General features: G+C 68.3%; 24 protein-coding genes. 6 read left to right on the forward strand and 18 right to left on the reverse strand.

The annotated features are described in order from the left end of the window. Positions 1-29: 29 nt before the first annotated feature. The 5 genes from AC3IPP_RS13790 to AC3IPP_RS13810 form a co-directional block, all read right to left on the reverse strand. Positions 30-1853, reverse strand: a complete 1824-nt coding sequence (locus AC3IPP_RS13790) for a methyl-accepting chemotaxis protein (protein WP_489149375.1) — start codon at positions 1851-1853, stop codon at positions 30-32. A gap of 98 nt (positions 1854-1951) precedes the next feature. After that, entirely contained in the window at positions 1952-2773 is an 822-nt protein-coding gene (locus AC3IPP_RS13795; protein WP_489149376.1) for a sulfite exporter TauE/SafE family protein, read from the reverse strand. Positions 2774-2983: 210 nt separating this feature from the next. Next, positions 2984-3955, reverse strand: a complete 972-nt coding sequence (gene dusA, locus AC3IPP_RS13800) for a tRNA dihydrouridine(20/20a) synthase DusA (protein ID WP_489177465.1) — start codon at positions 3953-3955, stop codon at positions 2984-2986. A 91-nt stretch (positions 3956-4046) separates the two neighbouring features. After that, entirely contained in the window at positions 4047-4796 is a 750-nt protein-coding gene (locus AC3IPP_RS13805; RefSeq protein ID WP_489149378.1) for an SDR family NAD(P)-dependent oxidoreductase, read from the reverse strand. Positions 4797-4834: 38 nt separating this feature from the next. Further along, positions 4835-5593, reverse strand: coding sequence for a 3-oxoacyl-ACP reductase (locus AC3IPP_RS13810; protein ID WP_489149379.1), 759 nt, complete (start codon positions 5591-5593; stop codon positions 4835-4837). Positions 5594-5712: 119 nt separating this feature from the next. Between AC3IPP_RS13810 and AC3IPP_RS13815 the strand changes: the two genes are divergently transcribed. From AC3IPP_RS13815 to AC3IPP_RS13825, 3 genes are read left to right on the forward strand one after another with little or no spacing between them, the layout of a single operon-like run. Beyond that, entirely contained in the window at positions 5713-6000 is a 288-nt protein-coding gene (locus AC3IPP_RS13815; protein WP_087140862.1) for a metalloregulator ArsR/SmtB family transcription factor, read from the forward strand. After that, positions 5997-6674 (forward strand): SdpI family protein, encoded by a 678-nt coding sequence (locus tag AC3IPP_RS13820; RefSeq protein WP_489149380.1) that lies wholly within the window; start codon positions 5997-5999, stop codon positions 6672-6674. The genes AC3IPP_RS13815 and AC3IPP_RS13820 overlap by 4 nt, the downstream gene beginning before the upstream one ends. 30 nt (positions 6675-6704) lie before the next feature. Then, the gene (locus AC3IPP_RS13825) at positions 6705-7625 is read left to right on the forward strand and encodes an alpha/beta hydrolase (protein ID WP_489149381.1); all 921 of its coding nucleotides are present in this window, start codon (positions 6705-6707) and stop codon (positions 7623-7625) included. A gap of 5 nt (positions 7626-7630) precedes the next feature. Here AC3IPP_RS13825 and AC3IPP_RS13830 read toward each other — a convergent pair whose 3' ends face one another. The 3 genes from AC3IPP_RS13830 to AC3IPP_RS13840 all read right to left on the reverse strand — a co-directional run bounded on the left by AC3IPP_RS13830 (position 7631) and on the right by AC3IPP_RS13840 (position 10724). Next, complete coding sequence (locus AC3IPP_RS13830; protein WP_489149382.1) at positions 7631-8365, reverse strand: prephenate dehydrogenase/arogenate dehydrogenase family protein; 735 nt, start codon at positions 8363-8365, stop codon at positions 7631-7633. After that, entirely contained in the window at positions 8362-9699 is a 1338-nt protein-coding gene (locus AC3IPP_RS13835; protein WP_489149383.1) for a dihydroorotase, read from the reverse strand. The genes AC3IPP_RS13830 and AC3IPP_RS13835 overlap by 4 nt, the downstream gene beginning before the upstream one ends. A 68-nt stretch (positions 9700-9767) precedes the next feature. Beyond that, positions 9768-10724, reverse strand: coding sequence for a glycosyltransferase family 9 protein (locus tag AC3IPP_RS13840; RefSeq protein ID WP_489149384.1), 957 nt, complete (start codon positions 10722-10724; stop codon positions 9768-9770). A 249-nt stretch (positions 10725-10973) separates the two neighbouring features. On the opposite strand from AC3IPP_RS13840, the gene AC3IPP_RS13845 reads away from it, so the two are divergent. Then, the gene (locus AC3IPP_RS13845) at positions 10974-11519 is read left to right on the forward strand and encodes a hypothetical protein (protein ID WP_489149385.1); all 546 of its coding nucleotides are present in this window, start codon (positions 10974-10976) and stop codon (positions 11517-11519) included. Here the strand turns inward: AC3IPP_RS13845 and AC3IPP_RS13850 are convergent. The 3 genes from AC3IPP_RS13850 to AC3IPP_RS13860 are packed head-to-tail and all read right to left on the reverse strand — an operon-like array spanning position 11504 to position 13316. Further along, positions 11504-12088, reverse strand: coding sequence for a nucleotidyltransferase family protein (locus AC3IPP_RS13850; RefSeq protein WP_489149386.1), 585 nt, complete (start codon positions 12086-12088; stop codon positions 11504-11506). The genes AC3IPP_RS13845 and AC3IPP_RS13850 overlap by 16 nt on opposite strands. 41 nt (positions 12089-12129) lie before the next feature. Continuing rightward, entirely contained in the window at positions 12130-12975 is an 846-nt protein-coding gene (gene thiD / locus AC3IPP_RS13855) for a bifunctional hydroxymethylpyrimidine kinase/phosphomethylpyrimidine kinase (RefSeq protein ID WP_489149387.1), read from the reverse strand. Beyond that, a complete protein-coding gene (locus AC3IPP_RS13860; protein WP_087140888.1) occupies positions 12972-13316 on the reverse strand; it encodes a DMT family transporter in 345 nt (114 codons plus the stop codon). The genes thiD and AC3IPP_RS13860 overlap by 4 nt, the downstream gene beginning before the upstream one ends. Before the next feature lie 269 nt (positions 13317-13585). Here AC3IPP_RS13860 and AC3IPP_RS13865 point away from each other — a divergent pair, with 269 nt between their 5' ends. After that, entirely contained in the window at positions 13586-14053 is a 468-nt protein-coding gene (locus AC3IPP_RS13865) for an SRPBCC domain-containing protein (protein WP_489149388.1), read from the forward strand. Between the two features lie 3 nt (positions 14054-14056). On the opposite strand, the gene folP is transcribed toward AC3IPP_RS13865, so the two are convergent. After that, a complete protein-coding gene (gene folP / locus AC3IPP_RS13870; protein ID WP_489177414.1) occupies positions 14057-14881 on the reverse strand; it encodes a dihydropteroate synthase in 825 nt (274 codons plus the stop codon). A 449-nt stretch (positions 14882-15330) separates the two neighbouring features. Between folP and rnk the strand changes: the two genes are divergently transcribed. Then, the gene (gene rnk, locus AC3IPP_RS13875) at positions 15331-15741 is read left to right on the forward strand and encodes a nucleoside diphosphate kinase regulator (protein WP_489149390.1); all 411 of its coding nucleotides are present in this window, start codon (positions 15331-15333) and stop codon (positions 15739-15741) included. 76 nt (positions 15742-15817) lie between these two features. On the opposite strand, the gene ftsH is transcribed toward rnk, so the two are convergent. From ftsH to tolB, 6 genes are all read right to left on the reverse strand, one after another. Continuing rightward, positions 15818-17770 carry an ATP-dependent zinc metalloprotease FtsH gene (gene ftsH, locus AC3IPP_RS13880; RefSeq protein WP_489149391.1) on the reverse strand — a complete coding sequence of 651 codons (1953 nt, stop codon included), beginning with the start codon at positions 17768-17770 and terminating at the stop codon, positions 15818-15820. A 42-nt stretch (positions 17771-17812) separates the two neighbouring features. Beyond that, complete coding sequence (gene tilS / locus AC3IPP_RS13885; protein ID WP_489149392.1) at positions 17813-19129, reverse strand: tRNA lysidine(34) synthetase TilS; 1317 nt, start codon at positions 19127-19129, stop codon at positions 17813-17815. Beyond that, the gene (locus tag AC3IPP_RS13890) at positions 19129-19977 is read right to left on the reverse strand and encodes a tol-pal system YbgF family protein (protein WP_489149393.1); all 849 of its coding nucleotides are present in this window, start codon (positions 19975-19977) and stop codon (positions 19129-19131) included. The genes tilS and AC3IPP_RS13890 overlap by 1 nt, the downstream gene beginning before the upstream one ends. 43 nt (positions 19978-20020) lie before the next feature. After that, positions 20021-21172: a DUF3667 domain-containing protein gene (locus AC3IPP_RS13895; protein WP_489149394.1), complete on the reverse strand. Its 1152-nt coding sequence runs from the start codon at positions 21170-21172 to the stop codon at positions 20021-20023. A gap of 109 nt (positions 21173-21281) precedes the next feature. Next, complete coding sequence (pal, locus tag AC3IPP_RS13900; protein WP_489149395.1) at positions 21282-21836, reverse strand: peptidoglycan-associated lipoprotein Pal; 555 nt, start codon at positions 21834-21836, stop codon at positions 21282-21284. Positions 21837-21988: 152 nt separating this feature from the next. Beyond that, positions 21989-23371 carry a Tol-Pal system beta propeller repeat protein TolB gene (gene tolB, locus AC3IPP_RS13905; protein WP_489149396.1) on the reverse strand — a complete coding sequence of 461 codons (1383 nt, stop codon included), beginning with the start codon at positions 23369-23371 and terminating at the stop codon, positions 21989-21991. Positions 23372-23464 lie beyond the last annotated feature (93 nt).

Below are 23464 nucleotides of genomic sequence, written 5' to 3' on the forward strand. Positions count from 1 at the left end.
CCCATGAAGGGGAGGGAGAATTTGGCGCCTTAGGCCACGGCTCGCGCCAGGGCGTCCATCCGACCGCGCGCATCCAGGTCGCGCGCGTCGTCCAGGGCAAACTGCCCCATCATGCGATCCAGCTCGACCGCGTCGGAGGCCAGGGCGTGGCTGGCGGCGGTCGATTCCTCGACCATCGCAGCATTCTGTTGAGTGACCTGATCCATCTGGTTCACAGCGATATTGACCTGCTGCAAACCGCTGGACTGCTCGTGCGAGGAAGCCGCGATCTCTTCGGCGATGACGGTCAGGCGCTGGATCTGACCAGCGATGCGCTCCAGCGCATGGCCGGTGTCGCCGACCAGGGCCACGCCCGCGCCGACCTGACGGCCCGACTCGGTGATCAGGGTCTTGATCTCCTTGGCCGCCGAGGCCGAGCGCTGCGCCAGGGCGCGTACTTCCGAAGCCACCACGGCGAAGCCGCGTCCGGCGTCGCCCGCGCGCGCCGCCTCGACGCCCGCGTTCAGCGCCAGCAGGTTGGTCTGGAAGGCGATCTCGTCGATCACGCCGATGATGGCGCCGATCTCGGACGAGGAGCGTTCGATCTCGCCCATGGCGGCGATGGCGCGGCCGACCACGGCCTGACCGTCCACCGCCTCGGACTGGGCGCCGCGCACCACGCCGCCCGCCTCCGTCGCGCCCTCGGCCGAACGAGCCACGGTGGCGGTGATCTGCTCCAGGGCGGCGGCGGTTTCTTCCAGGCTGGCGGCCTGCTGTTCGGTGCGGCGCGACAGATCGTCGGACGCCTGTGAAATCTCGCGGGCGCTGGCGCCGATGGCGGCGGCGCGCTCGACGATGATCCGCATCACGCCCTGCAGCTTGTCCATCGCCGCGTTGAAGTCGGTGCGCAGCCCCTCATACTCAGGTGCGAACGGGTCGTTGAGGCGGAAAGCCAGTTGGCCGTGCGACAGCCGATCCAGCCCCTTGGCCACGCCCTCGACCACGCGGGCCTGCTGGCGGGCGGCCTCGGCGTCGCGCTCGGCCTGGGCCTGGCGTTCGGCTTCGGCGGCGACGCGCGCGGCCTCGGCCTCGGCTTCCAGACGCACCTTCTCCTCCGCGTTCTGCTTGAAGGTCAGGACAGCGTCGGCCATGCGGCCGATCTCGTCGCGACGACCGACCGCCGGAATGGCGACGTTCAGATCCCCGCCGGCCAGACGTCCCATCGCACGGGTCATGGCCTCGACCGGACGGCTCAGGGCGCCGATCAACCACAGGGCCGCGCCCACGGCGATGCCCAGGGCCAACAACCCGCCCACGACGAAGGCGATATAGGCTTCAGTGAAGGCGAAGGCCTTGGCCTCGGCGCGGGCCTGGGCCTGAACGGCTTCCTTCTCGCGGATAGAACCGACCGCCTGGCGAATGTCCGACAGGCGCGCAGCCGAGGCCAATTGGGTCAGGGCGGCTTCATGCGTCGCCGGGTCGCGCGCCAGGGCGATGACATCCGAGGCGCTCTTCTCAAAGGCGGCCGTGGCGGCGATCAGCGCCGTCTGCTCGGCGGCATAGGCGCCTTCGACGTCCGAGGCGGCCAGATCCGCCATCCGCGATTTCACGTCCACGCCGCCCTGATTGAAGGCTTCGATGAAGCCGGGGTCGCGGCTGGCGACATAGCCGCGCATGGCGTTCTGCTGCTCGACGGCCGCGGCCATCAGACGATCCGACGCCTTCATCACCTCACGCGAGGCCGTGTCCGCCGCATCGGCCCTCTGCAAGGAGGCAACGCACCACAGGACGATCAGGGTCGCCGCCCCGCACGCCGCGATCACCGCCATGAAGGACAGGATCAGCTTCTTGGGGACCGACAGGTTCTGCAACATGACTTTAAGGCTCGGGGAGAGAGGTTCAGCCTCGCTCCTAGCCCGCGCTTGTTCGACAAAGTGTTAGCGGCCGCCTGCGGGCATCTACTTAATCGCGCTCACAGCGCCTTCAGCACCACCGACAGAGCCGTCAGCAGCAGATAGACCGCAAAGGCGCGGCGCAGCATCTTGCGATCCAGCCGGTGCGCCAGCCGCGCGCCGTAGGGCGCCGTCAGCGCCGTCAACAGCCCCATGATCACCGCCGCCGGCACATTGACATAGCCCAGCGACAGCGGCGGTCGCCCCGGCGCGTCCCAGCCGAACACGGCGAACCCCAGCGCCGCCGCCGATCCGATGGCCAGGCCGAAGCCCGAGGCCGTCGCCACCGCCTGATGGATCGGCCGCCCGCACAGGGTCATGGTCATGCCGCCGAAGCTGCCGCCGCCCACGCCCATCATGGCCGACAGCAAGCCTATGCCCGTACCCACGCCGCGCCGCCCCCAGCCCGCCGGCAGATCCTTTCGCAGGGTGAACCGCTCGGGCAGCAGCCCCATCTGCGCCGCGATCAGCAGCAGGCAGACGCCATAGACGATCGCCAGCCCCTCCATCGAGGTGAAGCCCGCCACCGCCGCCCCGATCAGGCCGCCGAACGCCACCCACGGCGTCCAGGTCTTCAAGACCGTTTCGTCCACCGCCCCATGCGCCCGGTGCGTCGCCAGGGATCGCAGCGAAGTGGCGACGATGGTCAGCAGGGAGGTGCCGATGGCGACATGCAGATTGCTCTCGCCTCCCACGCCCAGCACCGAGAAGGCGTAGAACAGCGCCGGCACCAGCACCGTCCCGCCGCCGACACCGAACAGGCCGCCGATCACGCCCGCGACCGCCCCCGCCCCGACCAGGGCGGCGAGCATAAGGGCGAGTTCGGACAGAGGGAGAGTCATGACCAATGGCTTAGCCGTCCGCCGCCGCGCCGTCAGCCTTTTCCTCCCCATGCAATGGGGAGGGGGACCACGAAGTGGTGGAGGGGCCTATACGGCGGAACCAGGAACAGCTTGCGGGATAAAAAAGGCTGCGCGGAACCAAGCGGCCTCTCCGTCTCGGCGGCTGCGCCGCCGATCCGCCTCCCCACTGCGTGGGGAGGAGAAAGACATTTAGGCCGCCTTGCGCGCCTCGGCCTCGCGCACGGCTTCGACCGCGCGATCGACGACCTCCAGCCCCGCGCCGAGCTTCACGCCCTCGACCGTCAGGATGCGGCGGAAGGCGCGCGCCCCTGCCCGACCGTGCATCAGACCCAGCATGTGCCGGGTCATGCCGGCCAGGTTCGCGCCTTCGTCCAGCCGCGCGGCCATATAGGGGCGATAGCGCTCCAGCGCCTCGAACACATCGACGTCTTCGACAGCCTCGCCGAAGATGCGGCGATCCACCTGCCCCATCAGGGCCGGCTCGTGATAGGCGGCCCGGCCCAGCATCACGCCGTCCAACTGCACGCCGTCATCAGCCTTCAGATGCGCCTCGGCCTGATCCAGATCGCCGATGCCGCCGTTGATGCAGATGGTCAGATGCGGCCGCTCGCGCTTCAGACGCCGCACCAGCGCATAGTCCAGCGGCGGCACGTCCCGGTTCTCCTTGGGCGACAGGCCTTTCAGCCACGCCTTGCGCGCATGGACGACGAAGCTGGTGATCCCCACCGCCGCCGAGGCGTCGACCGTGGCGAACAGGCTGATCTCAGGGTCTTGATCGTCGACGCCGATGCGGCATTTGACGGTGGCGGGGACGCCGACCGCCTCCTTGATCGCCGCCATGCAGTCGGCCACCAGTTCCGGCTCGCGCATCAAGCAGGCGCCGAACCGGCCCGACTGCACTCGATCCGAAGGGCAGCCGACGTTCAGATTGATCTCGTCATAGCCATAGGCCTCGCCGATCTTGGCCGCCTCGGCCAGCTGAACCGGGTCCGACCCGCCCAGTTGCAGCGCCACCGGATGCTCGACCGCATCAAAGCCCAGCAGGCGGTCGCGATCGCCGTGGATCACCGCCGGGGCCGTCACCATCTCCGTATAGAGCAGGGCGCGCGTGCTCAGCGCGCGGTGAAACGCCCGACAATTGCGGTCGGTCCAGTCCATCATGGGAGCGATGGAAAACCGGTGCGGCGGATGTTGGCTCATGGCCCGCCCCTATAAAGAAAAGAGGGCCGATTGGCGACCGGCCCCGTCGGGGTCAGTCCCGCGCCACCTGAAAACCCGCGAAGGACTGGCTGACCGGCATCAGCTCCAGCGCGTTGATGTTCAGGTGCGCCGGCAAGGTCGCGACCCAGAACAGAGTCTCGGCGATGTCCTCGCCCGTCATCGGCGCCGCCCCGCCATAAAGGGTGTCCGACGCCGCCTGGTCGCCGCCGGTGCGGACCAGGGTGAACTCCGTCTCGGCCATGCCCGGCTCGATCGAGGTGACGCGCACCCCCGTCCCGTGCAGGTCCGAGCGCAGCCCCAGCGAGAACTGGCGCACGAAGGCCTTCGTCCCGCCATAGGCGTTGCCGCCCTTGTAGGGATAGGTTGCGGCCACCGAACTGATGTTCAGAATCGCCCCTTTGCGCGCGATCAGGCGCGGCAGCAGGCGGTGGGTCAGCGTCACCAGGCCGGTGATGTTGGTGTCGATCATCTGGCGCCACTGGGCCAGATCGGCCTCCTGCGCCGTCGCCGTGCCCAGCGCCAGCCCGGCGTTGTTGATCAGCACGTCGATGTCGCGGAAGCCTTCGGGCAGGGCGTCCAGCGCCGCGTCGATGGCGGCCTCGTCGCGCATGTCGAAGGGGGCGGCGTGAACCAGATCCGCGCCCAGCTCAGCGACCAGTTCATCCAGACGTTCCTGACGGCGGCCGGTGGCGATCACCTTCCAGCCCGCGCCCGCGAAACGGCGCGCCGCCGCCCGGCCGATGCCCGAGGTGGCTCCGGTGATCAGAATGACGCCGCTCATGATATCCGTCCTAGTTGAGGCCCTACCGTCAGGCCGACTTAATCCCGCACCAGCCCGCCGTCGACCACCAGATTCTGCCCCGTCACCGCCCGGCTCCACGGCGAGGCGAAGAAGAGGGCGGCGTCGGCGAACTCTTCCGGCGTCGTCACCGACCGCAGCGGCGTCATGCTGGCGATCAGGTCGAACACCGCCTCAGGCGTCGCTGCGCTGGCGTCGGTCGTCCGCAGCAGGCCGCCCGAGATCATGTTGACGGTGATCCCCGACGGTCCCAGATCGCCCGCCGCCGTCCGTGTCAGGCTGAGCAAGGCGGCCTTGGCGGCGGTGTAGTCGTGATAGGGTACGACCGGATTCTGGAACAGGTTCGTCCCGATGTTGATGACCCGGCCGAAGCCTTGCGCGCCCATGCCCGGCGCCGTGGCCTGAATGACGTTCAGGGCGCCGCGGATCACCGTCGCGAACTGACGCTCCATGTCTTCCCACGGAATGTCGGCCATCTGGGCCCGGGCGTCGCCGTTGAAGCTGTAGTCTAGCGCATTGTTGACCACGGTGCTGACCGCCCCGCCGAAATGCGCCTGGGCCCTGGCGACCATGGCGTCCACCGCCGCGCGATCCGTCACATCAGCCTGAACGGCCAGGGCGCGCTCGCCCAGTTCCGCCGCCAGCGCCTCGGCCCGCTCGCCGCTGCTGCGCCAGTTGATCGCCACCCGCGCGCCCTGCCCCGCAAAAGCCCGCGCCGCCGCCGCACCCACGCCGCGCGCGCCGCCGGTGATGAGAACGATCTGATCGCGGATTTCCATGAGAACGACTCGCAGCAGGTAAAACAACCTCAGCCATAGGCCGGGCGACCGCCGAAGGCCAGTCGCGCCTGGGCGAACGCGGATTGAATTTAGGGAAAACCCTAATTAGATTCTTTCCTATGAACAGCCTGTTCAAAGCCCTGTCGCATCCGGTGCGGCGACGCATCATCGCCATGCTGCGCTCCGGCCCCCTGTCCTCGGGCGAGATCGCTGCGGCCTTCGACATGAGCTGGCCGACGGTCACCGGGCATCTGAATGCGCTCAAGGAGGCCGAACTAGTCAGCACCGAACGCGACGGCCAGTCGATCCGCTACCGGCTGGAGATCTCGGCCGTCGAAGAGGCTCTGGCCTTCCTGATGGACCTGAGCGGAACAGGCAAAACCGACGAGGAGGAGAAAGAGCCATGATGAAGAACCCCACGCTGGCCGACACGGCCGCCGCCATCGTCTCGCTCCTGATCCTGACGGGGGCGGCCTGGATCGCGATCTATGGCCCCGAGACGCCGATCCCAGTGCATTTCGACGCAACCGGGCAGGCCGATCGTTACGGCAGCCGCTATGAGCTCGCGGCTGTTCTGGCAGGACTGGCGCTGCTCAATCTGCTGGTCGGCTGGATGACCGGACGTCAGGCCGATTCTGTCGCGGACCCGGTCCGCCGCAAGGGCCTGCGGGGCGGGCAATGGATGTCGAGCATCATTCTGGGCGCGGTTTGCGCCTTCATCGCCTGGGCCAGCCTCGGCCCGGCTGCCACGTCAGGCGTGAGCCCTCCGGGCATCGCCATGGCCTTCCTCGGGTTCATCCTCCTGATCGCGGGCGCAGTTCTGGGCCGCGTCAGCCCCAACCCCTTCATCGGCGTGAAGACTCCTTGGGCCTATAAGTCGCGACTGGCCTGGGACCGCTCCAATCGGCTGGCCGGCCGGTTGGTGTTCTGGCTGGGAGCGCTCGGTCTGATCGCCAGCCCCTTCATCGCCCAGCCCGCCGGCATGATCGCCCTGATCGTCGGCGTCCTGATCGCCGCCCTCTGGTCCGGGTTCGAGAGCTGGCGCGTCTGGCGCACCGATCCCGACCGCCAGCCCTTCTGATCACTTAACAACCTCACGACGGAGACGACCATGCTGACCCTCGCCGCCGCCCTGTTGCTTTCGCCGGTTTCGACGCCCGTCGAACTGGCCTCGACGCCCGCCGCCCTTCAGGGAACCCTGCTGACGCCCGAAGGCCAGATGCGGGCCGCCGCCGTCATCATCGCCGGATCGGGCCCGACCGACCGCGACGGGAATAGCCCCGTCGGGGTAACCGGCGGCGTCTATCACCAACTGGCCGAGGGCTTGGCCGAACGCGGGATCGCCACCGTCCGCTTCGACAAGCGCGGCATCGCCGCTAGCGCCCCCGCGGCGACCGGTGAGGCAAACCTCACCTTCGACACCTTCATCGACGACGCCAAAGCCTGGGCCCGACAGACGGCCCAGAAGACCGGCGCGCCCTGCGTCTGGCTGATCGGCCATTCGGAAGGCGCCCTGATCGCCCAGGCGGCAGCGGCCGACAATCCGGGCGTCTGCGGTCTGGTCCTGCTGTCGCCGGTCGGCGTGCGCGCTAATATCGAACTCCGTCGCCAGCTCGAGCCCAAGCTGCCGCCCGCCGTCAAACCCGAAGTCGATCATATCCTGAGCGAAATGGAGGCCGGACGCACCGTCATGGAGACCCCGCCCTATCTGGCCGCGCTGTTCCGTCCCTCGATCCAGCCCTATCTGATCTCCTATTTCGTCGTGGACCCCCAGGCCCTGATCGCCGCCTATGATCGTCCGGTTCTGCTGGGCCACGGCTCGACCGACATCCAGGTGGTTCCAGCAAACAGCGAGATGCTTCTGGCAGCCCAACCCAAGGCCGAACGGATTGTCTTCGAGGGCTTGAACCACATCCTACGTCAGGCTCCTGCGGACCCGGCTGGCAACGCCGCCACCTATGGCGACGCCTCGATCCCGCTGGGCGCCGAGGTCGTTCCCGCCGTGGCCGACTTCATCCTGAAGGCGCGCTGAGACGGTTACCCGTCCAGCTCCGCCCGCGCCTGTTCAGCCAGGTCAAAGAAGCGGCGGCGGACCTCGGCGGCGAAGGGGTTGTCGTGTTCGATGGCGCGGAACACCGCAGCGCTGTCGTGACGGACCATGTCGACGCCCTGCATGACGCGCTCGAAGCTGGTCGTGGTCATGCGCGTCGGCAGCGGCTCCATCGCCAGCAGGACCTTGACGATCAGATGGGTCAGCCCCTGCACCGTCGCCGCTTCGCGGTCGTGATCCTCGGGCGTGACGACGAAGACCTTGAGCCCCAACGCCTTGCGGCAGAAGGCGGCCGTACGCCACGCCGCCTTGTCGCCGCGCACCGGACAGACGGCGATTCTCAGCCCCGCAATGCCGTCCTTGCCGCTCTGGGGGCCGAACAATGGGTGAGTGCCGACGATCTGAACACCCTGCGGCAGGCCATCCAGCATGACCTTGGCCGGCTTCACCTTCACCGAACCCACGTCGAGGATCAGGGCGTCCGGCGCGAGATGCGGCGCGATCACCGCAACCGTTTCCGCCAGCACGCCGACCGGAACGGCCAGCACCACCGCCGGACAGGCGGCCGCCTCTTCCAGCGTGGTCAGCCGCGCCAGCCCCTCGCCGTCGCTGACAGCCGGATCATGCGCGTGGATGTCGAACCACGGCGACAGATGCTTCGCCGTCAATCGCCCGAAGGCGCCGAAACCGATCAGGCCGAGCTTTGGCTTGAGGGCGCTCACCCCGCCAGCGTCTCCTGGAAGCGCACCGGCTGACCGTGGGCCTGACCGATCAGTTCGCCGTCCTTCATCACCACGCGGCCGCGCACGATGGTGGCCACCGGCCAACCCGTCGCCTCGAAGCCGTCGAAGGGCGTCCAGCCGCAGCGCGTCGCCTGCTGATCGTGCGTGATGGTCTTCTTCGCCTTCAGATCGACGATGGTCAGGTCGGCGTCATAGCTGACGGCCATCCGCCCCTTGTTGGCCGTACCGAACACCCGCTGCGCCCCGCCAGACGTCAGGTCGATGAAGCGTTCGAGCGACAGGCGGCCATGCGCCACATGCGTCAGCATCAGCGGCACCAGGGTCTGCACCCCCGGCATCCCCGAGGGCGAGGCCGGATAGGGCTTGGACTTTTCTTCCTTGGTGTGCGGCGCGTGGTCGGAACCCAGCACGTCCGCCACGCCCTGTTGCATGCCCCACAGCCACAGGGCGTCGACATGCTCCTGCGACCGGATCGGCGGGTTCATCTGGGCGTAGGCGCCGAGGCGCTGATAGGCTTCCGGCGCGACCAGCGTCAGGTGCTGGGGCGTGATCTCGACCGTAGCGACGTCCTTGTGGAAGCGCAGGAACTCCATCTCGTCGCGTGTCGTGACGTGCAGGACGTGGATGCGGGCGCCGGTTTCCTTGGCCAGCCCGACCAGACGGCGGGTGGACATGATGGCGCTCTCGGCGTCGCGGACTTCCGGGTGACTGGTCCAGTCGCCGGTGCGGGCCAGGTTGCGGCGCTCGACCAGGCGGTATTCGTCTTCCGAGTGGAAGGTGGCGCGGCGGCGCACGTTCGACAGAACTTTACGCACGCCCTCGTCGTCGGCGATCAACAGGTCTCCGGTCGAGGCGCCCATGAAGACCTTGACCCCGCAGCAGCCCGGCAGACGCTCCAGATCGGCCAGATGCTCGGCGTTCTCATGCGTGCCGCCGACGTAGAAGGCGTGGTCTGTCCACATACGGTTGTTTGCCCGCGCCAGCTTGTCGGCCATGGTGTCGGGATCGGTCGTATTGGGGTTGGTGTTCGGCATCTCGAACACGGCGACGACGCCGCCCAGAGCCGCCGCGCGGCTGCCGGTCTCGAGGTCTTCCTTCCATTCCAGCCCCGGCTCGCGGAAGTGGACCTGGGTGTCGATGACGCCCGGCAGGACGGTCAGGCCGGTCGCGTCGAACACCTCGCCCGCCGAAGCCTGGGACAGGTCGCCGATGAAGGCGATGCGGCCATCGATGACGCCGACGTCGGCCTTGCCCCGCCCGGCGTGATTGGCCACCTCGCCGCCCCGAACGATCAGGTCATAGGTCTGGGTCATCGCGCGCATCTCCTGAAGTTCCGGCGCTTATGCGCGCCGAAGGCTTGGAGACGCAAGCCGAGGGGCGATCAGGACGCCCGTTCGGCCAGCAGCTTTTTCGCCGCCTTCAGCACCCGCTCATAGGGCAGGTCCATCATGTGCTGGATGTGCTGGTTCAGGCGCGGGTCCAGTTCGCGGAACTCGTCCAGGGTGCGCGGACCGCGTACGGCGACGCCGGTCCACGGGCGTTTCAGCGTCTCGTCCGAGGGGCCGAAGACCGCCACCGTCGGAACACCCGCCGCCACGGCCAGTTGGGTCCACAGGGAATCGCCGCCCAGATAGAGGTCCGCGTGCGACAGGGCCGCCGCCGTCTGCAGCCGCGTCAGCCGCCCCTGCAGTTCGATCACCCGGTCGCGCTTGACCGCCGAGCGAACGGTCTGGGCCGCGTCGCGGTCGGCCTCCTCGCCCACGATCATCAGTCGCCCGCCCGCCAGCGGTCCGCCCTCGCCCAGCAGGGAGATGGCGATCTTAGCGTAGCGGTCGGCGGGCCAGCGCTTGCCGATCCAGTCGGCGCCCGGCCCGATGGCCAGGATCGGGCCCGAACCCGGCGGGATCAGGACGTCGGCGGCCTCCTGTGTATCGCGGCTGATGAACAGCTTCGGCGCCGGAATTTCATCCAGCTGCAAGGTCCGCGCCGCCTGTTCAACCAGATGCACGCCCGGAAGCGCCTTTTCCTTCACCGCTCGGCGCTGACGCCGCAGCTTGCCCGACAGGGTCGAGCCGCGCATGTCGACCACCAGCCCCCAGTTGGTCTCGCGCACCTGGTTCCACAGGGCGATCCAATCCCAGCGTCCGTCGCGGTCAAGGGTGATCAGCCGTTGAAGACGCGGCAGGTCGGCGAACAGAGGCGCGCTGGCCGGCGAGCCCACGACGGTGAAGGTCGCCTGCGGGATGGCCTCGACAAGCTGGGCCAACGCCCCCGACGACAGGACCGCCTCCTCGGCGTCAGCCTCGGCGATGTAGAGGATCGGAAAACGACCATGCATAAAGCGACTCTAGCCGGATTCTCTTCGGAATTCAGCGGAGATGCGGCGAGAGCCTCTCACCCTTTCGCCATCACCGGCCAAAGGCGCCAAGGACTTCGTGTTCCAGACCGATCCGTCGCCTGCTGTTGATCCATCCGGGCCACGACATTCGTCTCTGGTTCGGGGGACCGGGTTGAACCGAGACGGACCGCTTGACCGGCACCGGATCGCCCCCGCGCATTCTCCGCCGCCTTGCGCTAAACCCCGCCCATGTCCCTGCCTCTTCTTCCTGACCGGACCTGCGGCGGCTGCGTCGAATGCTGCCGCGCGATTCCGCTGAACCTGCCTGAACTGGCCAAGCCGACAGGCGAGTTGTGCGCCTATTGCGTCGATGGCGCGGGATGCTCGGTGCATGAGATCCGGCCGCAGACCTGTCGTGTCTGGTTCTGCCTGTGGCGGGCGGTGGAGCTGTCGGACGACTGGCGGCCGGATCGCAGCGGCGTCATCGTGCGTCCCGATGGAGTCGAGGACGGGGTCATCACCCTCTATGTCCTGCGCCGCACGGACTTTCTGGTGGGGATGGAGGTCTTCATCACCGTGGCGGGCTGGATCGCCGAGGGCATTGAGGTGGCGCTCAGCGTGCCCGGCCCGGTCGGAACCTATCCGGCGCGCGCCGTCGTCACCGACTGGCTGCGCCCCGCCGTCGAGGACGGCGATCCCGAAGCCTTCGCCGCGCGAGTTCTCGCCTCGCTGGACCGGCTGACGGCCCACGACTTCCAGCCGGACGGAATCACGGCGCGCTACGCCGTCGCCTGAGCGCCGTCGACGACCGTGATCTCGGGCCAGCGGCCGCGGGCGTTGGCGACTGCCCGATCCCAGCCCTTGGCCAGGCCGCGCGTCGGATTGGGGCGGATCGTCATGGCGAATACGTCCTCCAGCCCGAAGGGCGCGATCACGCTGAGGCGGTCGTCCGCCTCCAGCCGCACGCCGACGGCGAAGGCCGGGGCGACGAAACGGGCCGGGGCGTCGTCGGTGCAGGTCAGGGGATCATAAGGCTCGCCGAACTTGCCCTCGAACCACAGATGGACCCGCGCCTGGTTCCGCACCTCGACCTGATCGCGCAGGGGCGGTTCAAAGGCGGCGGCGACGCGCTTGATGACGGCGTCCTCAGCGTCCCAGGACGTGTCTGCGTCGAAATAGCCGATGTCGTAGTCCTTGATCCCATAGCCGACCGGGCGGCCCGTCTGGACGTTCCACACCGCCTGATAAACGGCCCCGGAGAACAGCCGCCAGTCGGGCAGATCCAGGCCCCGCATCACGGTCAACACATGCATCAGGCCCGCATCAGCGCGGACGATCTCGATCAGGCGGGCTTCCAGGGTCATGCTGTCCAGTGAGGGCGATTCCGACGCCGCGCCAAGCGGCCTCAGCCCCGCACCGGCCAGGCGTGATCCAGCGGGCCGTGGCCCTGGCCCAGACCCGGCGCGCGACGGATGGCTTCGGCGACATAGGCCCAGGCCTCAGCGACGGCGACCGGCAGAGGCAGGCCCTTGGCGATCCCCGCCGCGCAGGCGCTGGCCAGGGTGCAGCCAGTGCCGTGGGTGTGGCGCGTCTCGACCCGTTCGCTCTCCAGCACCGTCTCGCCGTCGGCGGTCAGCAGCAGATCGACCACCGTCTCGCCCGGCACATGGCCGCCCTTCATCAGGACCGCGCGCGCGCCCATGTTCAACAGCGCCTCGCCCGCCCGGCGCTGGCCGTCCAGATCGGCGACCGTCAGCCCGGTCAGGGCCTCGGCCTCCGGCGCATTGGGCGTCAGCAGCGCCGCGCGCGGCACCATCAGGCGGCGCACGGCCTCGACGGCGCGGTCCTCCAGCAGGGGCGAACCGCCCTTGGCGATCATCACGGGGTCGATCACGGCCGGGACGCCCATCGCATAATCGATCAGGCCGGCGACCCTCTCCACCACCTCGACCGAACCCAGCATGCCGGTCTTCAAGGCGTCCGCGCCGATATCGTCCAGCACCACCTTGGCCTGAGCCTCAATGACGTCCAGCGGCACGGGGTGCACGCCGTGAACGCCCAGGGTGTTCTGTATGGTGATGGCGGTGATCGCGGTGGCGGCGAACCCGCCCAGCATGGTCACGGCCTTGATGTCGGCCTGAATGCCCGCCCCGCCGCCGGAGTCGGAGCCGGCCAGGATGAGCACCCGGCCTCTTTTCAGCGCCTTGTCGTCTCCGGCGCGGTCGGAAGCGGCTTGAGGGATTTCGCTCATGCCGTCACGCCCGAGAACAGTTTCAGCCCGACGATGCCCGCGACGATCAGCAGGATGCAGACCGCCCGCACCGCCGTCGCCGGCTCGCCATAGACGGCCACGCCGACCACCGCCGCGCCCACGGCGCCGATGCCCGTCCAGACAGCGTAGGCCGTGCCGACCGGCAGGCGTTGCGTCGCCGCCCACAACCCGACCATGCTGGCGGCCAAGGCGACAGCCACGCCCAGCGAAATCAGCGGCCGCTGCACGCCGACGTATTTGACGCCGGACGCCCAGCCCACTTCGAACAGGCCCGCCACGACGAGAACCAGCCAGGGATTAAGAGACAAAAGCCAAGACATGACGGCTGAATGGCGGATGGCGCACATTCAGACAAGGGCCTGCCCTTCCTACAGCGAGAGCTGTCAGCCCTGATCAGCATTCCGATCTATGCGCGACAACACACCAGCGTCGAAATTCTTGCGAACACCGATCGGCAACACGCTTAGGACATGTCAGGGTTCAATGATCTTGAGTTACCGTTCAGGTTGCATTCTTTTATTCGCAACACAGAAACAATTCTTCCATCACAAGCGTTGCCGCCTCGATTCCCCGAAAAGAGTGGGTCTGAATGTCGACGCCCGTGGTTCATACCGGAATACTGATCCGACGCCCCGTAGACGAGGTTTATCAAGCCTTTACAGAACCAGGGGTGACGTCGTGGTTCTGGTTCACCCATGGCGATCGCCGCCTGTCGCCGGGGGCGACTGTGACATGGACCTGGGGGATGTACGGCGTTTCGACCCGCGTCCTGGTCAAGGACGTTCAGGTCAATCAGCGCATCCTCATCGACTGGAATCTTGATGATCAGCCGACCGAGGTCGAGTGGCGCTTCGAAGCACGCGGCAAGACGACCTGGGTCGAGATCTTCAATCGCGGCTTCCCCGCCAGGGACGAGGGGGTGAAGGCCGCGCTGGACGCCATGGAAGGCTTCACCCTGGTCCTGGCCGGCGCCAAGCTGTGGCTGGAGCGAGCGATCGAGCCGACCTTCATCGTCGATCGCTTCCCCGACCAGGTTCTGCCCGACTGGAAGGGCTGAGGCTCAGCCAGCCGCCGTCACCGCCGCCTGAAGCTTCAGCGCCTGGACGGTCTCGCGCACATCGTGGACCCGCACCATGCAGGCGCCGCGTCGCGCGCCCTCCAGCGCCAGGGCCACAGAGCCGCCCAGGCGGTCTTCCGCAAGAAGCGCCGTCTCATCCACGCCCTGGATGAGACGCTTGCGGCTGGCGGCGTAGAGCACGGGAAAGCCCAGGTCGACGAAGACGTCCAGCCGGGCCGTCAGCGTCAGATTATGCGCCGTCGTCTTAGCGAAGCCGATGCCGGGGTCCAGCCAGATGCGTTCGCGCGCCACGCCCGCCGCCATGGCCGCCTCGGCCCGCGCCGCCAGATAGGCCGCGACCTCGGCCACGACGTCGTCATAGCGCGGATCGTCCTGCATGGTCTTGGGCGCGCCCTTCATATGCATCAGCACCACCTCGCAGCCCAGTTCAGCAGCGGTCGCCAGACTGTCAGGCGCATGGCCCAGGGCCGTGACGTCGTTCCACATCGTCGCCCCGGCGGCGACGGCGGCGCGGGCGACGCCGGGCTTCATGGTGTCGATGCTGATCCGGCCGTCCCAACGCGTGCGGATCGCAGCGATCAGGGGCGTAACGCGGGCGATCTCTTCGGCTTCATCGACCGGGTCCGAGCCGGGCCGCGTGCTTTCGCCCCCAATGTCCAGCACATCGACGCCCTGGTCGATCAGCTTCAGCGCGTGAGCCAGCGCCGCCTCGGTCGTGGCGTGCCGCCCGCCGTCGGAAAAGCTGTCCGGCGTGACGTTGACGATGCCCATGACGAGCGGCGGCTTCACAAGGGATTGATCAGTCATGCGACATCGACTCCAGAGAGCGCGGTTTGACTTTCACCGCGCCTGGGTCCAGCCTCTAAAGGCAATGGAACGCTTCGTCAGCCAGGCTCGACGCCTCACCCACGCGGGACGCCGCGTCGAAGGCCTTTAACCCGTAGCGGTCCGCCGTGCGCCCTGCGCCGGGCGCCCGCTACGGGACCCAGTTGCTTTAAGTCTCCTGTTTCACCCATTCATTTGCAGGACCGCGCCGGCCTGGGGCCGCTCGCGTAGATTTGCGCATGACACGCCGCCCAGACACCACGGACGACAGCCGTTCCGGCGAACCGCCGCGCGGCGCCGATATCCTTCCCTTTCGGAGGCCGACCGCGCCCGAGGCGCCGTCTGACCCCGAACACGCCGACCCAGAATACCCCGATGATGACGGCCCTTCGGCCGCCTGACATCGCCCGACTTTTCAGAGAGTTTCCCTCATGACCACCCCCCGCAAGGGCGCCCTGCCCGCCATCACGCTTCGCAGCGACGACTTCGACGTCCTGGACCGCCTGGTCGGCGACCTGCCCGGCTCGGGCCCGGCTGGCCTACTGCAACAGGAACTGGACCGCGCCAAGGTGTGCGAGCCCAAGGCCATGCCCAAGAACGTCGTCACCCTGAACCGCTGGCTTCAATACTCGGACGATCATAGCCCCGACGTACGCCGCGTTCAGCTGGTCCTGCCCAAGGAAGCCGACATCGACGCAGGCCGCGTCTCCATCCTGTCCTACGTTGGCGCGGGTCTGATCGGCCTGAAGGAAGGCCAGTCGATCACCTGGCCGGACCCGTCCGGCGCCGTGCGCAAGCTGACCCTGGTCAAGGTCGAGGAAGAAGCCGCCTCCGCCGCCTGACCCTCTGCGTCGCAGGACAAGAAAAAGGGGCGCGTCCGTCGGACGCGCCCCTCTTCATTTCCGCTTTTTTGTCGCCTCAGACCGTCGACGCCGGCTGAGGTTCGGTTGACGCAACAGGCGCCGTCTCGTCTTCCGGCGTGGCCGGGACCGACAGCGACGGGCCGACGACGGTGTCGTTCTCGTCGTCGCGCTTGGGCGGCTGGTCCTTCTCCAGCAGGTCACGGATTTCATCGCCCGACAGGGTTTCATATTCCAGCAGGGCCTGGGACAGCTTCTCGTGATCGCCCGCCTTGTCGGTCAGGATGCGACGCGCCTCTTCCCAGCCCTCGGTGACGATGCGGCGGACTTCCTCGTCGATGATGCGGGCGGTCTCTTCCGAGACGTTCTGGCTGCGCGACACCGAGTGGCCCAGGAAGACCTCCTCCTGGTTCTCGCCATAGGCCACCGTGCCCAGTCGCTCCGAGAAGCCCCAGCGCGTGACCATGGCCCGCGCCAGCTTGGTCGCCTGCTCAATGTCCGAGCTGGCGCCCGAAGTGATGCTCTCCGGCCCGAAGATCAGCTCCTCGGCGACCCGGCCGCCCGCCATGATGGCGATGCGGTCGATCATCTGCTGGAACTTCATGGAATAGCGGTCGCCTTCCGGCAACTGCATCACCATGCCCAGAGCGCGGCCGCGCGGGACGATGGTCGCCTTGTGCACCGGGTCGGCCATCTTGACGTTGATGGCGACGATGGCGTGACCGGCCTCGTGATAGGCGGTCAGGCGGCGCTCTTCCTCGTTCATGGCCATGGACTTCCGCTCGGAGCCCATCATGACCTTGTCCTTGGCGTCCTCGAAGTCGCGGTGCGTGACCATGCGACGGTCCTTGCGGGCCGCCATCAGGGCCGCTTCGTTGACCAGGTTGGCCAGGTCCGCGCCCGAGAAGCCCGGCGTGCCGCGCGCCAGCGTCTTGACGTTGACGTCGGCGGCCAGCGGCACGTCCTTCATGTGCACGCGCAGGATACGCTCGCGGCCCGAAACGTCGGGGTTGGGCACCACCACCTGGCGGTCGAAGCGGCCCGGACGCAGCAGGGCCGGGTCCAGCACGTCGGGACGGTTGGTCGCCGCGATCAGGATGATGTTCTCGGACGCCTCGAAACCGTCCATCTCGACCAACAGCTGGTTCAGCGTCTGCTCGCGTTCGTCGTTGCCGCCGCCCAGGCCTGCGCCGCGATGACGACCGACGGCGTCGATTTCATCGATGAAGATGATGCAGGGGGCGTTCTTCTTGGCCTGCTCGAACATGTCGCGCACGCGGCTGGCGCCGACGCCGACGAACATCTCGACGAAGTCAGAACCCGAGATCGAGAAGAAGGGCACGCCAGCCTCGCCCGCCACCGCGCGCGCCAGCAGGGTCTTGCCCGTACCCGGAGGGCCGACCAGCAGGGCGCCCTTGGGGATCTTGCCGCCCAGACGCTGGAACTTGGCCGGATCCTTCAGGAAGTCGACGACCTCCTGCAGCTCGTCCTTGGCCTCGTCCACGCCGGCGACGTCGTCGAAGGTCTTGCGGCCCTTGTGCTCGGTCAGCAGCTTGGCCTTGGACTTGCCGAAGCCCATGGCGCCCTTCGCCCCGCCCTGCATGCGGTTCATGATGAACAGCCAGAAGCCGATGATCAGCGCCACCGGCAGCAGCAGGCCCAGCAGGCCCGACCACCACGGCTGACGCGTGCTCTTGGTCTCGACCTCGACGCCGGTCTTGCGGATCTGCTCGACCAGCTCGGCGTTGGGCACCGGCGTCACGGCGGTGAATTTGCTATCGTTCTTGAAGACGCCGGTGATCGTCTCGCCGCGCGCGACGATCGACTTGATCTCCTGACGCTCAACGGCGGTCATCAGTTGCGAATAGGTGATGGGGTCAGGGCGGCCGGCGGCGGCCGCGCCCTTGGCGCCCGGCATGGCGGGGGCGCCGCCGTTCTGGCTGATCGCGGCGTAGACCGTCACCAGTCCCAGAAGGATCACGCCCCAGATGGCGAAATTGCGCAGGTTCATTCGGTCCTCGGTTCCTCGACGGAGCCGCGCTCGGCCCGTCGATCAGCAGTCTTCGTCTGAAAATAGGTCAGACGGCGGCGTTTCGCCATGAAGGGTTTGAAAGAGTCCGTCTTCCTGCGTCGTTTCGCCCCCGAAAACCGCCAAAGCGAGCGCCAGACGGCGCAGGCCCAGCGCCCGGACATCGGCTGCGCGCCAGGCCAGAACCGGCCGCTCCTCGCGGTCAACCAGCATCGGCGCTGCGGCCCGCGCGGCGGGCGGAAGCGGCGCCAGCGCCGCCCGATCCCGATCCGACAACTGCGCCAGCCGTCTGGCCGCCGCCTCGACGCGCAGGCCAGGCCGATCGGTAGTGATCTCGAAGCGCCCGCCCCAGACGGCGGACCGGCCCGGCGTCAAAAACAGCGCGGCGGACGGACGGCGCTTCCACTCCCCCGGCTCGCGCATCGCCTGAACACAGCCGCCGGACGCCTCGACGCGAGCGCCGCACAGGACGGCGGTGAAGTCTTCGCCCCGCGCCAGCCGCGCCTGAAGCGCCATCAGCCGGTCCCCGCGCGGCGGCGTCGCGCCTCCGCCCGCGCACAGCAGGACGGCGGCCAGCGTCGCAGCAGGCAGGTCGCGCGTCAGAGGCAGAACCCCGGCCCAGGCGAGGTCGCCCGGCTCATGGGCCGCGCCCGCATGAACCACAGTGGCCGCGCCCGCATGAACCACAGTCGCCGATAACTCAGCACGGCCTTCTTCCTGCGCCAGAGCCGCCCGCGCCCTGCCCCGCCCGTAACGCAAATCGGCGTTGGCCGGGTCTTCCAGCCATGACAGCCCGCGCGCGCGCAGATGATCCCGCAACGCCTCGCGCCGTTCCTCCAGCACCGGGCGCAACAGCAGCAGCCCGCGCCCTTCCGGCCAGACAGGCGACGGCGACGCCTCGCGCAGGCGGCCCAGCGTGGCGCCGTCCGCCCGCATCCACTCGCCCTCGGCGACGTCATCGGCGGTGTGGCCGGTCAGGATGACGCGCGCCCCGCCCTCGCGCGCCGCCTCGGCCAGCAGGGCGTGGCGCGCCGCTCGCGCCCGCGCCGGGACGCCGGGTCCGCCGCGCGCGCCCTGCCACTTCAGGCCGCGCCAGTCGGCGCCCGCCGCGCGTGCGGCCTCGGCGGCGAAGCGGGTCCAGCCCGCGCTGTCAGGGTTGAGATTGTGGTCGACCGTCAGGGCCAGCAATCGCCGTCCCCGCGCCCGCGCCCAGGCTGCGGCGAGATCCAGCAGGGCCAGGGAGTCGCCCCCGCCCGACAGAGCAAAGGCGACCGGCTCGGGTCCGGCATGGTTCAGGCGTGCGTCCAGCCGGGCGAACACCCGACCGGCCAGATCGCCCATCAGCTGCAGCTGGCGCGCGTCCGCAGCTGGGTCGCGCGGGTCTTCTGCGCCGCCGTGGCCGCCTCGGCGTAGCGGCGGCCGAACTCGGTCAGGGCGCCGCAGGCCTGGGTCGCGCGATCAGTGGCGCGCAGGGCCTCGGCCAGCTTCAGCGTCGTTTCGGGCGCCCAGGGCGTGCGCGGCCAGCCGTTCAGGGCGGCGGCGTAGGCCTGAACGGCCGAGGCGTTGTCGCGCGCGGCGACGTGCAGGTCGCCCAGGCGGCTGTTGGCCTCGCGCGCCTGGGGCGTGTTCGGCCAGGTGACGATGACGGTCTCCAGAGCGCGCCCGCCGCGCGCGGCGTCCTCGCCCGCCAGACGCATGGCGGCCTGAAGATCCTGAGCCGCATCGCCCGTGGGCGAGTGGGCGACGATCGGGCCGTTCAGTTCAGCGGCTTCCTCGGCGGCCTTCTCGGCGCGTTCGACACGGCCTTCCAGGTCGCGCAGGCGGCGGGTCATTTGCGTGTTTTCGCGCGTGACCTCGTCCAGTTGGAAGGTCAGCCGTTCGCTGTCGGCGTTCATGCGCTGGAACGTCTGCTCCACGTCGCTGAGGCGGCGCTCCATGATCGAGACCTGGCCTTGCAGGGCCACGACCTCGGGGTCTGTCTCGACCAGCACCGGCTCGCCGGCCGCGTTGCGCTGGGTCAGGGCGCGCTCCAGACGGCGGACGTTGCGGTCCAGCTGGTCCAGGCGGCGCTTGTCCCACTGGATCGGCTCCATCGGCTGGACCTGGGCGACGACGGCGCCCCCGATGAGGGTCAGGCCGATCGCCGTCAGGACGGCGGGTTTCGTAAGGCGGAATGGCGTCTTCAGCATGGTCCTGTCGTCCCATCGATTTGCGGCGACGGCAAGGCCCCGATCAATGTCCGAGACCCAGATAGATGATGGAGACGATGAACAGCGTCGCCGCAATCTCGCAGAAGATCAGCAGGGCGATCGTCCGCCACAGGGTCGAGAAGATCTTCAGGCTGTAGGCGCCCTTCAGCTGGGCGAACATATGCACGGGCGCGATCAGGGCCGCGATGGTCCCGGCGACCGCCCCCGCCCCCTTCAGCGTCGTCGCGATCAGCACCACCGCCATCAGCAGCAGGGACATGAAGGTCAGGGAATAGAGAACAAAGACCCCGTGGTCGTACAGGGTGAAGCCCCGCTTCCAAAGAAACATCAGGGCCACGAAGGGGATCGACAACGGCACCAGCAGGAAGGCGAATTTGTAGATGGTCTGCTGCACCTTGTAGAGCGCCAGGTCCGGGTTCTTCAGCTTCTTGGCGACGGTCTTGGTCAGGCCGTTGCTCTGACCGTCCGTGCCGACGCTGGAAGCGATATCGGCGACCTGCGCCTGCCAACTGCCCGAGGCCAGGCCGTCCTTGCGCCCCTCGACCGCATCCTTCTGCAGGCGCTCCAGCTTGGCCTTTTCAGCGATGACGCCCGCCTCGGCCCCGGCCAGGGCGCCCGCCGCCACGCCCGCGCGAGCGCCGCTGTTCACCGGAGGCGGCGACCCGTCGGCCGGTTCCATCGCCGTCACGGCCGCATCGACTTCCCTCTGCGCGGCGTCGACGACCCGTTCAGCCTCGGCGACGGCCTTTCTCTGGGCCTCGATCTGCTCTGGCAAGGACGGCAGCGTCACCGCCTGATGCGGCATGAAGCTGAGGGCGAAGAACATGACGAACAGGGTGAACAGGAACATCGCCAGCGGCGAAACGTAACGCGTCCGCTTGCCCTGCACCCACTCGCGCGTCAGCCGTCCGGGATTGAGGATCAGCAGCGGCAGGGTGCGCCACAGACGGCCGTCGAAATGCATGACCCCGTGCAGCAGCTCCTCGCCCAGATGCAGCAGGGTGCGGTGGACATGGGCCGCCTGGCCGCAGTTGGAGCAGAAATTGCCCGTGACCTCGGCCCCGCAGTCAGCGCAGGCGCCATGAGGCTCGCCCGCATGTCCGGTCGGCTTTTCGATTGCTCCGGCGATGACGCCGCCCGTCACCGCTCCACCCGCTGCTTCCAGATCAATCACGCAAACTCCCCCCGGATTCGGCGCGAACTTTGATCTTCCCCGCCCTCAAAGAAAAGAGGCGCCGACCGCAAAGTCGACGCCTCCATTCATTCAGTTGCTGACGCGCAGCTTAGCGCGGCGCGCCCGACACGATGGCGGTGCGGGCGTTGCGGTTCTGGGCCCAGGCCGACTCGTTCGAGCCTTCCGCGATCGGACGCTCCTTGCCGAAGCTGATGGTGTCGATGCGGGCGGCCGGAACGCCGCGGCCGATCAGGTAGGAGCGCACGGCCTCGGCGCGGCGGGCGCCCAGGGCCAGGTTGTATTCGCGCGTGCCGCGTTCGTCGGCGTTGCCTTCGATGCGGACCGTGACCTGCGGATAGCGGGCCAGCCAGGCGGCCTGGGCGTCCAGACGCGGCTGGGCCTCGGCGCGCACCGAATAGGAGTCCAGGTCGAAGTAGACGCGATCGCCGACGTTGACGACGAAGTCCTGCTCCGAGCCGGGCGCCGGGGCGCCGACGTTGCCGCCGCTGACAGGGCCGGTCGGGGCGGTCGGATACTGCGGGCCGACGGCCGGCGGCGGCGTTTCGACCGGGACGGCCGGCTCGACCTTGGGCTTGGTGCAGGCGGCCAGCGAGGCCATGGCGACGCCGACAACGGCGAGCCGGATCAGGGTGGAGGGGTTCATGGATCGTCTCCTTCTCATTCGGTTCGAGGCCGACGCCTCTAGCTTGACTGTATGCGAGCGCTGCTAACGCGCGGCGCAGCACCGCGCCAGCCGCGATAACGCACAGTTTATGGGAATGGCTCCGCTCGTGATCTCACGAAGCCGTAACCCCGTTAGGCCGGGCAGGAATCCGCGCCCTGTCCGATACCCAGATTGACCGGCGGCGCATCCAGCAGACCCGACCAGGCCGGGTCTGAACCGCGACCGTCATAGCCCGCCTGAGACACCACCCGACCCGACAGATCGACGGTCCAAAGACGGGTGTCGCCGCCGGGGCTCTGGCGCGCGAAGGCGATGTAGCGACCGTTCGGCGCCCAGGAGGGCCCTTCCTCGAAATAGGAGGACGACAGGATGCGCTCGCCCGTGCCGTCGGACTTCATGACGCCGATGTGGAAACGGCCGCCCTGCTGCTTGGTGAAGGCCACCAGGTCGTCGCGCGGGCTCCAGGCCGGAGCGGTGTAGCTGCCGCCGCCGCGGCTGATCGGGCGCTGGCCCGAGCCATCGGCCCGCATGGTGTAGAGGCGCGCCGAACCCGAACGGTCCGAGGTGAAGACGATCTGGTTGCCGTCCGGACTGAACGACGGCGAGGTGTCGATGCCCGGATCGGTCGTCAGGCGCGACAATTGGCGGCTGCGCAGGTTCATCACATAGACGTCGGTGTTGCCGCCCCGGATGATCGAGAAGGCCATCTTCGACCCGTCGTTCGAGAAGCGCGGCGCCAACACCTGGCCGTCGAACTCGCCCAGGCTTTCGCGGCGGCCGGTCGACAGATTGTAGAGGTAGATGCGGCTGTAGTCCTTGCCCAGCGCCACATAGGTCACTTCGTCGGGGTTCGAGGCCGAGAAGCGCGGCGACATGATCACCTCGTCGCCCTGGGTCAGGAAGACGGGGTTGTAGCCGTCCTGGTCGACGATGGTCAGGCGCGACAGCTTGTTCAACTGGGTGCCGCTTTCCGACACGAACAGGACGCGCGAATCGAAGAAGCCCGCCTCGCCGGTCAGGCGCTGATAGACCACGTCCGAAATCTTGTGCGCGATGCGGCGCCATTGCTCCGAGGTGGCGGTGAACTGGTAGGAGACCAGCTGGCACTGACGATAGGGGTCGTACAGGCGGAAGCCCACGTCGATCCGCCCGTCCGCGCGCGGCGTCACCCCGCCGTACAGCACCGCCTGGGCGCCGATGGAGGTCCACTGCGGGAAGTTCGGCGCATTGGCCAGGGTCAGGCCCGTCTCGACGAAGCTGGCCGGGTTCAGCGGATCGAAGAAGCCGGATCGCTTGAGATTGCCGCTGATGACGCCCGAAATCTGCGAGCCGTTCTGGCCGGTGAAAGGCACGACGGCGATCTGAAGCGGGCGCAGGACGCCCTCGTCCACCACCACATCCTGCATCGGCGCCCCGACGGCCGGGGTGGATTGCGCCTGGACAGACCCGCCCAAGGCCAGGGGCGCGGTCATCGCAAGCACGGCGGCCGAGGCGAGGAAGCGGTTCAGGCTCATGGATCGATCCTTCGGGTCGTTACGGTCAGGCAGGCCGCCCCTCTTAACATCAGCGCGGCGGATGATCGCCAGCTTCACGGGGATTTGGGCGAC

The sequence above is a fragment of the Brevundimonas sp. KH_060 genome (genome assembly GCF_057838275.1).

Excerpts from the sequence above, each read along its gene's own strand:
- AC3IPP_RS13810 (WP_489149379.1), bottom strand. The coding sequence starts at position 5,593 with ATGGAAATCCGCGATCAGATCGTTCTCATCACCGGCGGCGCGCGCGGC.
- AC3IPP_RS13805 (WP_489149378.1), bottom strand. The coding sequence starts at position 4,796 with ATGAGCGGCGTCATTCTGATCACCGGAGCCACCTCGGGCATCGGCCGG.
- ftsH (WP_489149391.1), bottom strand. The coding sequence starts at position 17,770 with ATGAACCTGCGCAATTTCGCCATCTGGGGCGTGATCCTTCTGGGACTG.
- AC3IPP_RS13860 (WP_087140888.1), bottom strand. The coding sequence starts at position 13,316 with ATGTCTTGGCTTTTGTCTCTTAATCCCTGGCTGGTTCTCGTCGTGGCG.
- folP (WP_489177414.1), bottom strand. The coding sequence starts at position 14,881 with ATGACTGATCAATCCCTTGTGAAGCCGCCGCTCGTCATGGGCATCGTC.
- AC3IPP_RS13850 (WP_489149386.1), bottom strand. The coding sequence starts at position 12,088 with ATGACCCTGGAAGCCCGCCTGATCGAGATCGTCCGCGCTGATGCGGGC.
- AC3IPP_RS13790 (WP_489149375.1), bottom strand. The coding sequence starts at position 1,853 with ATGTTGCAGAACCTGTCGGTCCCCAAGAAGCTGATCCTGTCCTTCATG.
- tilS (WP_489149392.1), bottom strand. The coding sequence starts at position 19,129 with ATGGGCGATCTGGCCGGTCGGGTGTTCGCCCGGCTGGACGCACGCCTG.
- AC3IPP_RS13815 (WP_087140862.1), top strand. The coding sequence starts at position 5,713 with ATGAACAGCCTGTTCAAAGCCCTGTCGCATCCGGTGCGGCGACGCATC.
- thiD (WP_489149387.1), bottom strand. The coding sequence starts at position 12,975 with ATGAGCGAAATCCCTCAAGCCGCTTCCGACCGCGCCGGAGACGACAAG.
- AC3IPP_RS13865 (WP_489149388.1), top strand. The coding sequence starts at position 13,586 with ATGTCGACGCCCGTGGTTCATACCGGAATACTGATCCGACGCCCCGTA.
- rnk (WP_489149390.1), top strand. The coding sequence starts at position 15,331 with ATGACCACCCCCCGCAAGGGCGCCCTGCCCGCCATCACGCTTCGCAGC.
- AC3IPP_RS13795 (WP_489149376.1), bottom strand. The coding sequence starts at position 2,773 with ATGACTCTCCCTCTGTCCGAACTCGCCCTTATGCTCGCCGCCCTGGTC.
- AC3IPP_RS13840 (WP_489149384.1), bottom strand. The coding sequence starts at position 10,724 with ATGCATGGTCGTTTTCCGATCCTCTACATCGCCGAGGCTGACGCCGAG.
- AC3IPP_RS13825 (WP_489149381.1), top strand. The coding sequence starts at position 6,705 with ATGCTGACCCTCGCCGCCGCCCTGTTGCTTTCGCCGGTTTCGACGCCC.
- pal (WP_489149395.1), bottom strand. The coding sequence starts at position 21,836 with ATGAACCCCTCCACCCTGATCCGGCTCGCCGTTGTCGGCGTCGCCATG.
- dusA (WP_489177465.1), bottom strand. The coding sequence starts at position 3,955 with ATGATGGACTGGACCGACCGCAATTGTCGGGCGTTTCACCGCGCGCTG.
- AC3IPP_RS13890 (WP_489149393.1), bottom strand. The coding sequence starts at position 19,977 with ATGCTGAAGACGCCATTCCGCCTTACGAAACCCGCCGTCCTGACGGCG.
- AC3IPP_RS13835 (WP_489149383.1), bottom strand. The coding sequence starts at position 9,699 with ATGACCCAGACCTATGACCTGATCGTTCGGGGCGGCGAGGTGGCCAAT.
- AC3IPP_RS13845 (WP_489149385.1), top strand. The coding sequence starts at position 10,974 with ATGTCCCTGCCTCTTCTTCCTGACCGGACCTGCGGCGGCTGCGTCGAA.
- tolB (WP_489149396.1), bottom strand. The coding sequence starts at position 23,371 with ATGAGCCTGAACCGCTTCCTCGCCTCGGCCGCCGTGCTTGCGATGACC.
- AC3IPP_RS13820 (WP_489149380.1), top strand. The coding sequence starts at position 5,997 with ATGATGAAGAACCCCACGCTGGCCGACACGGCCGCCGCCATCGTCTCG.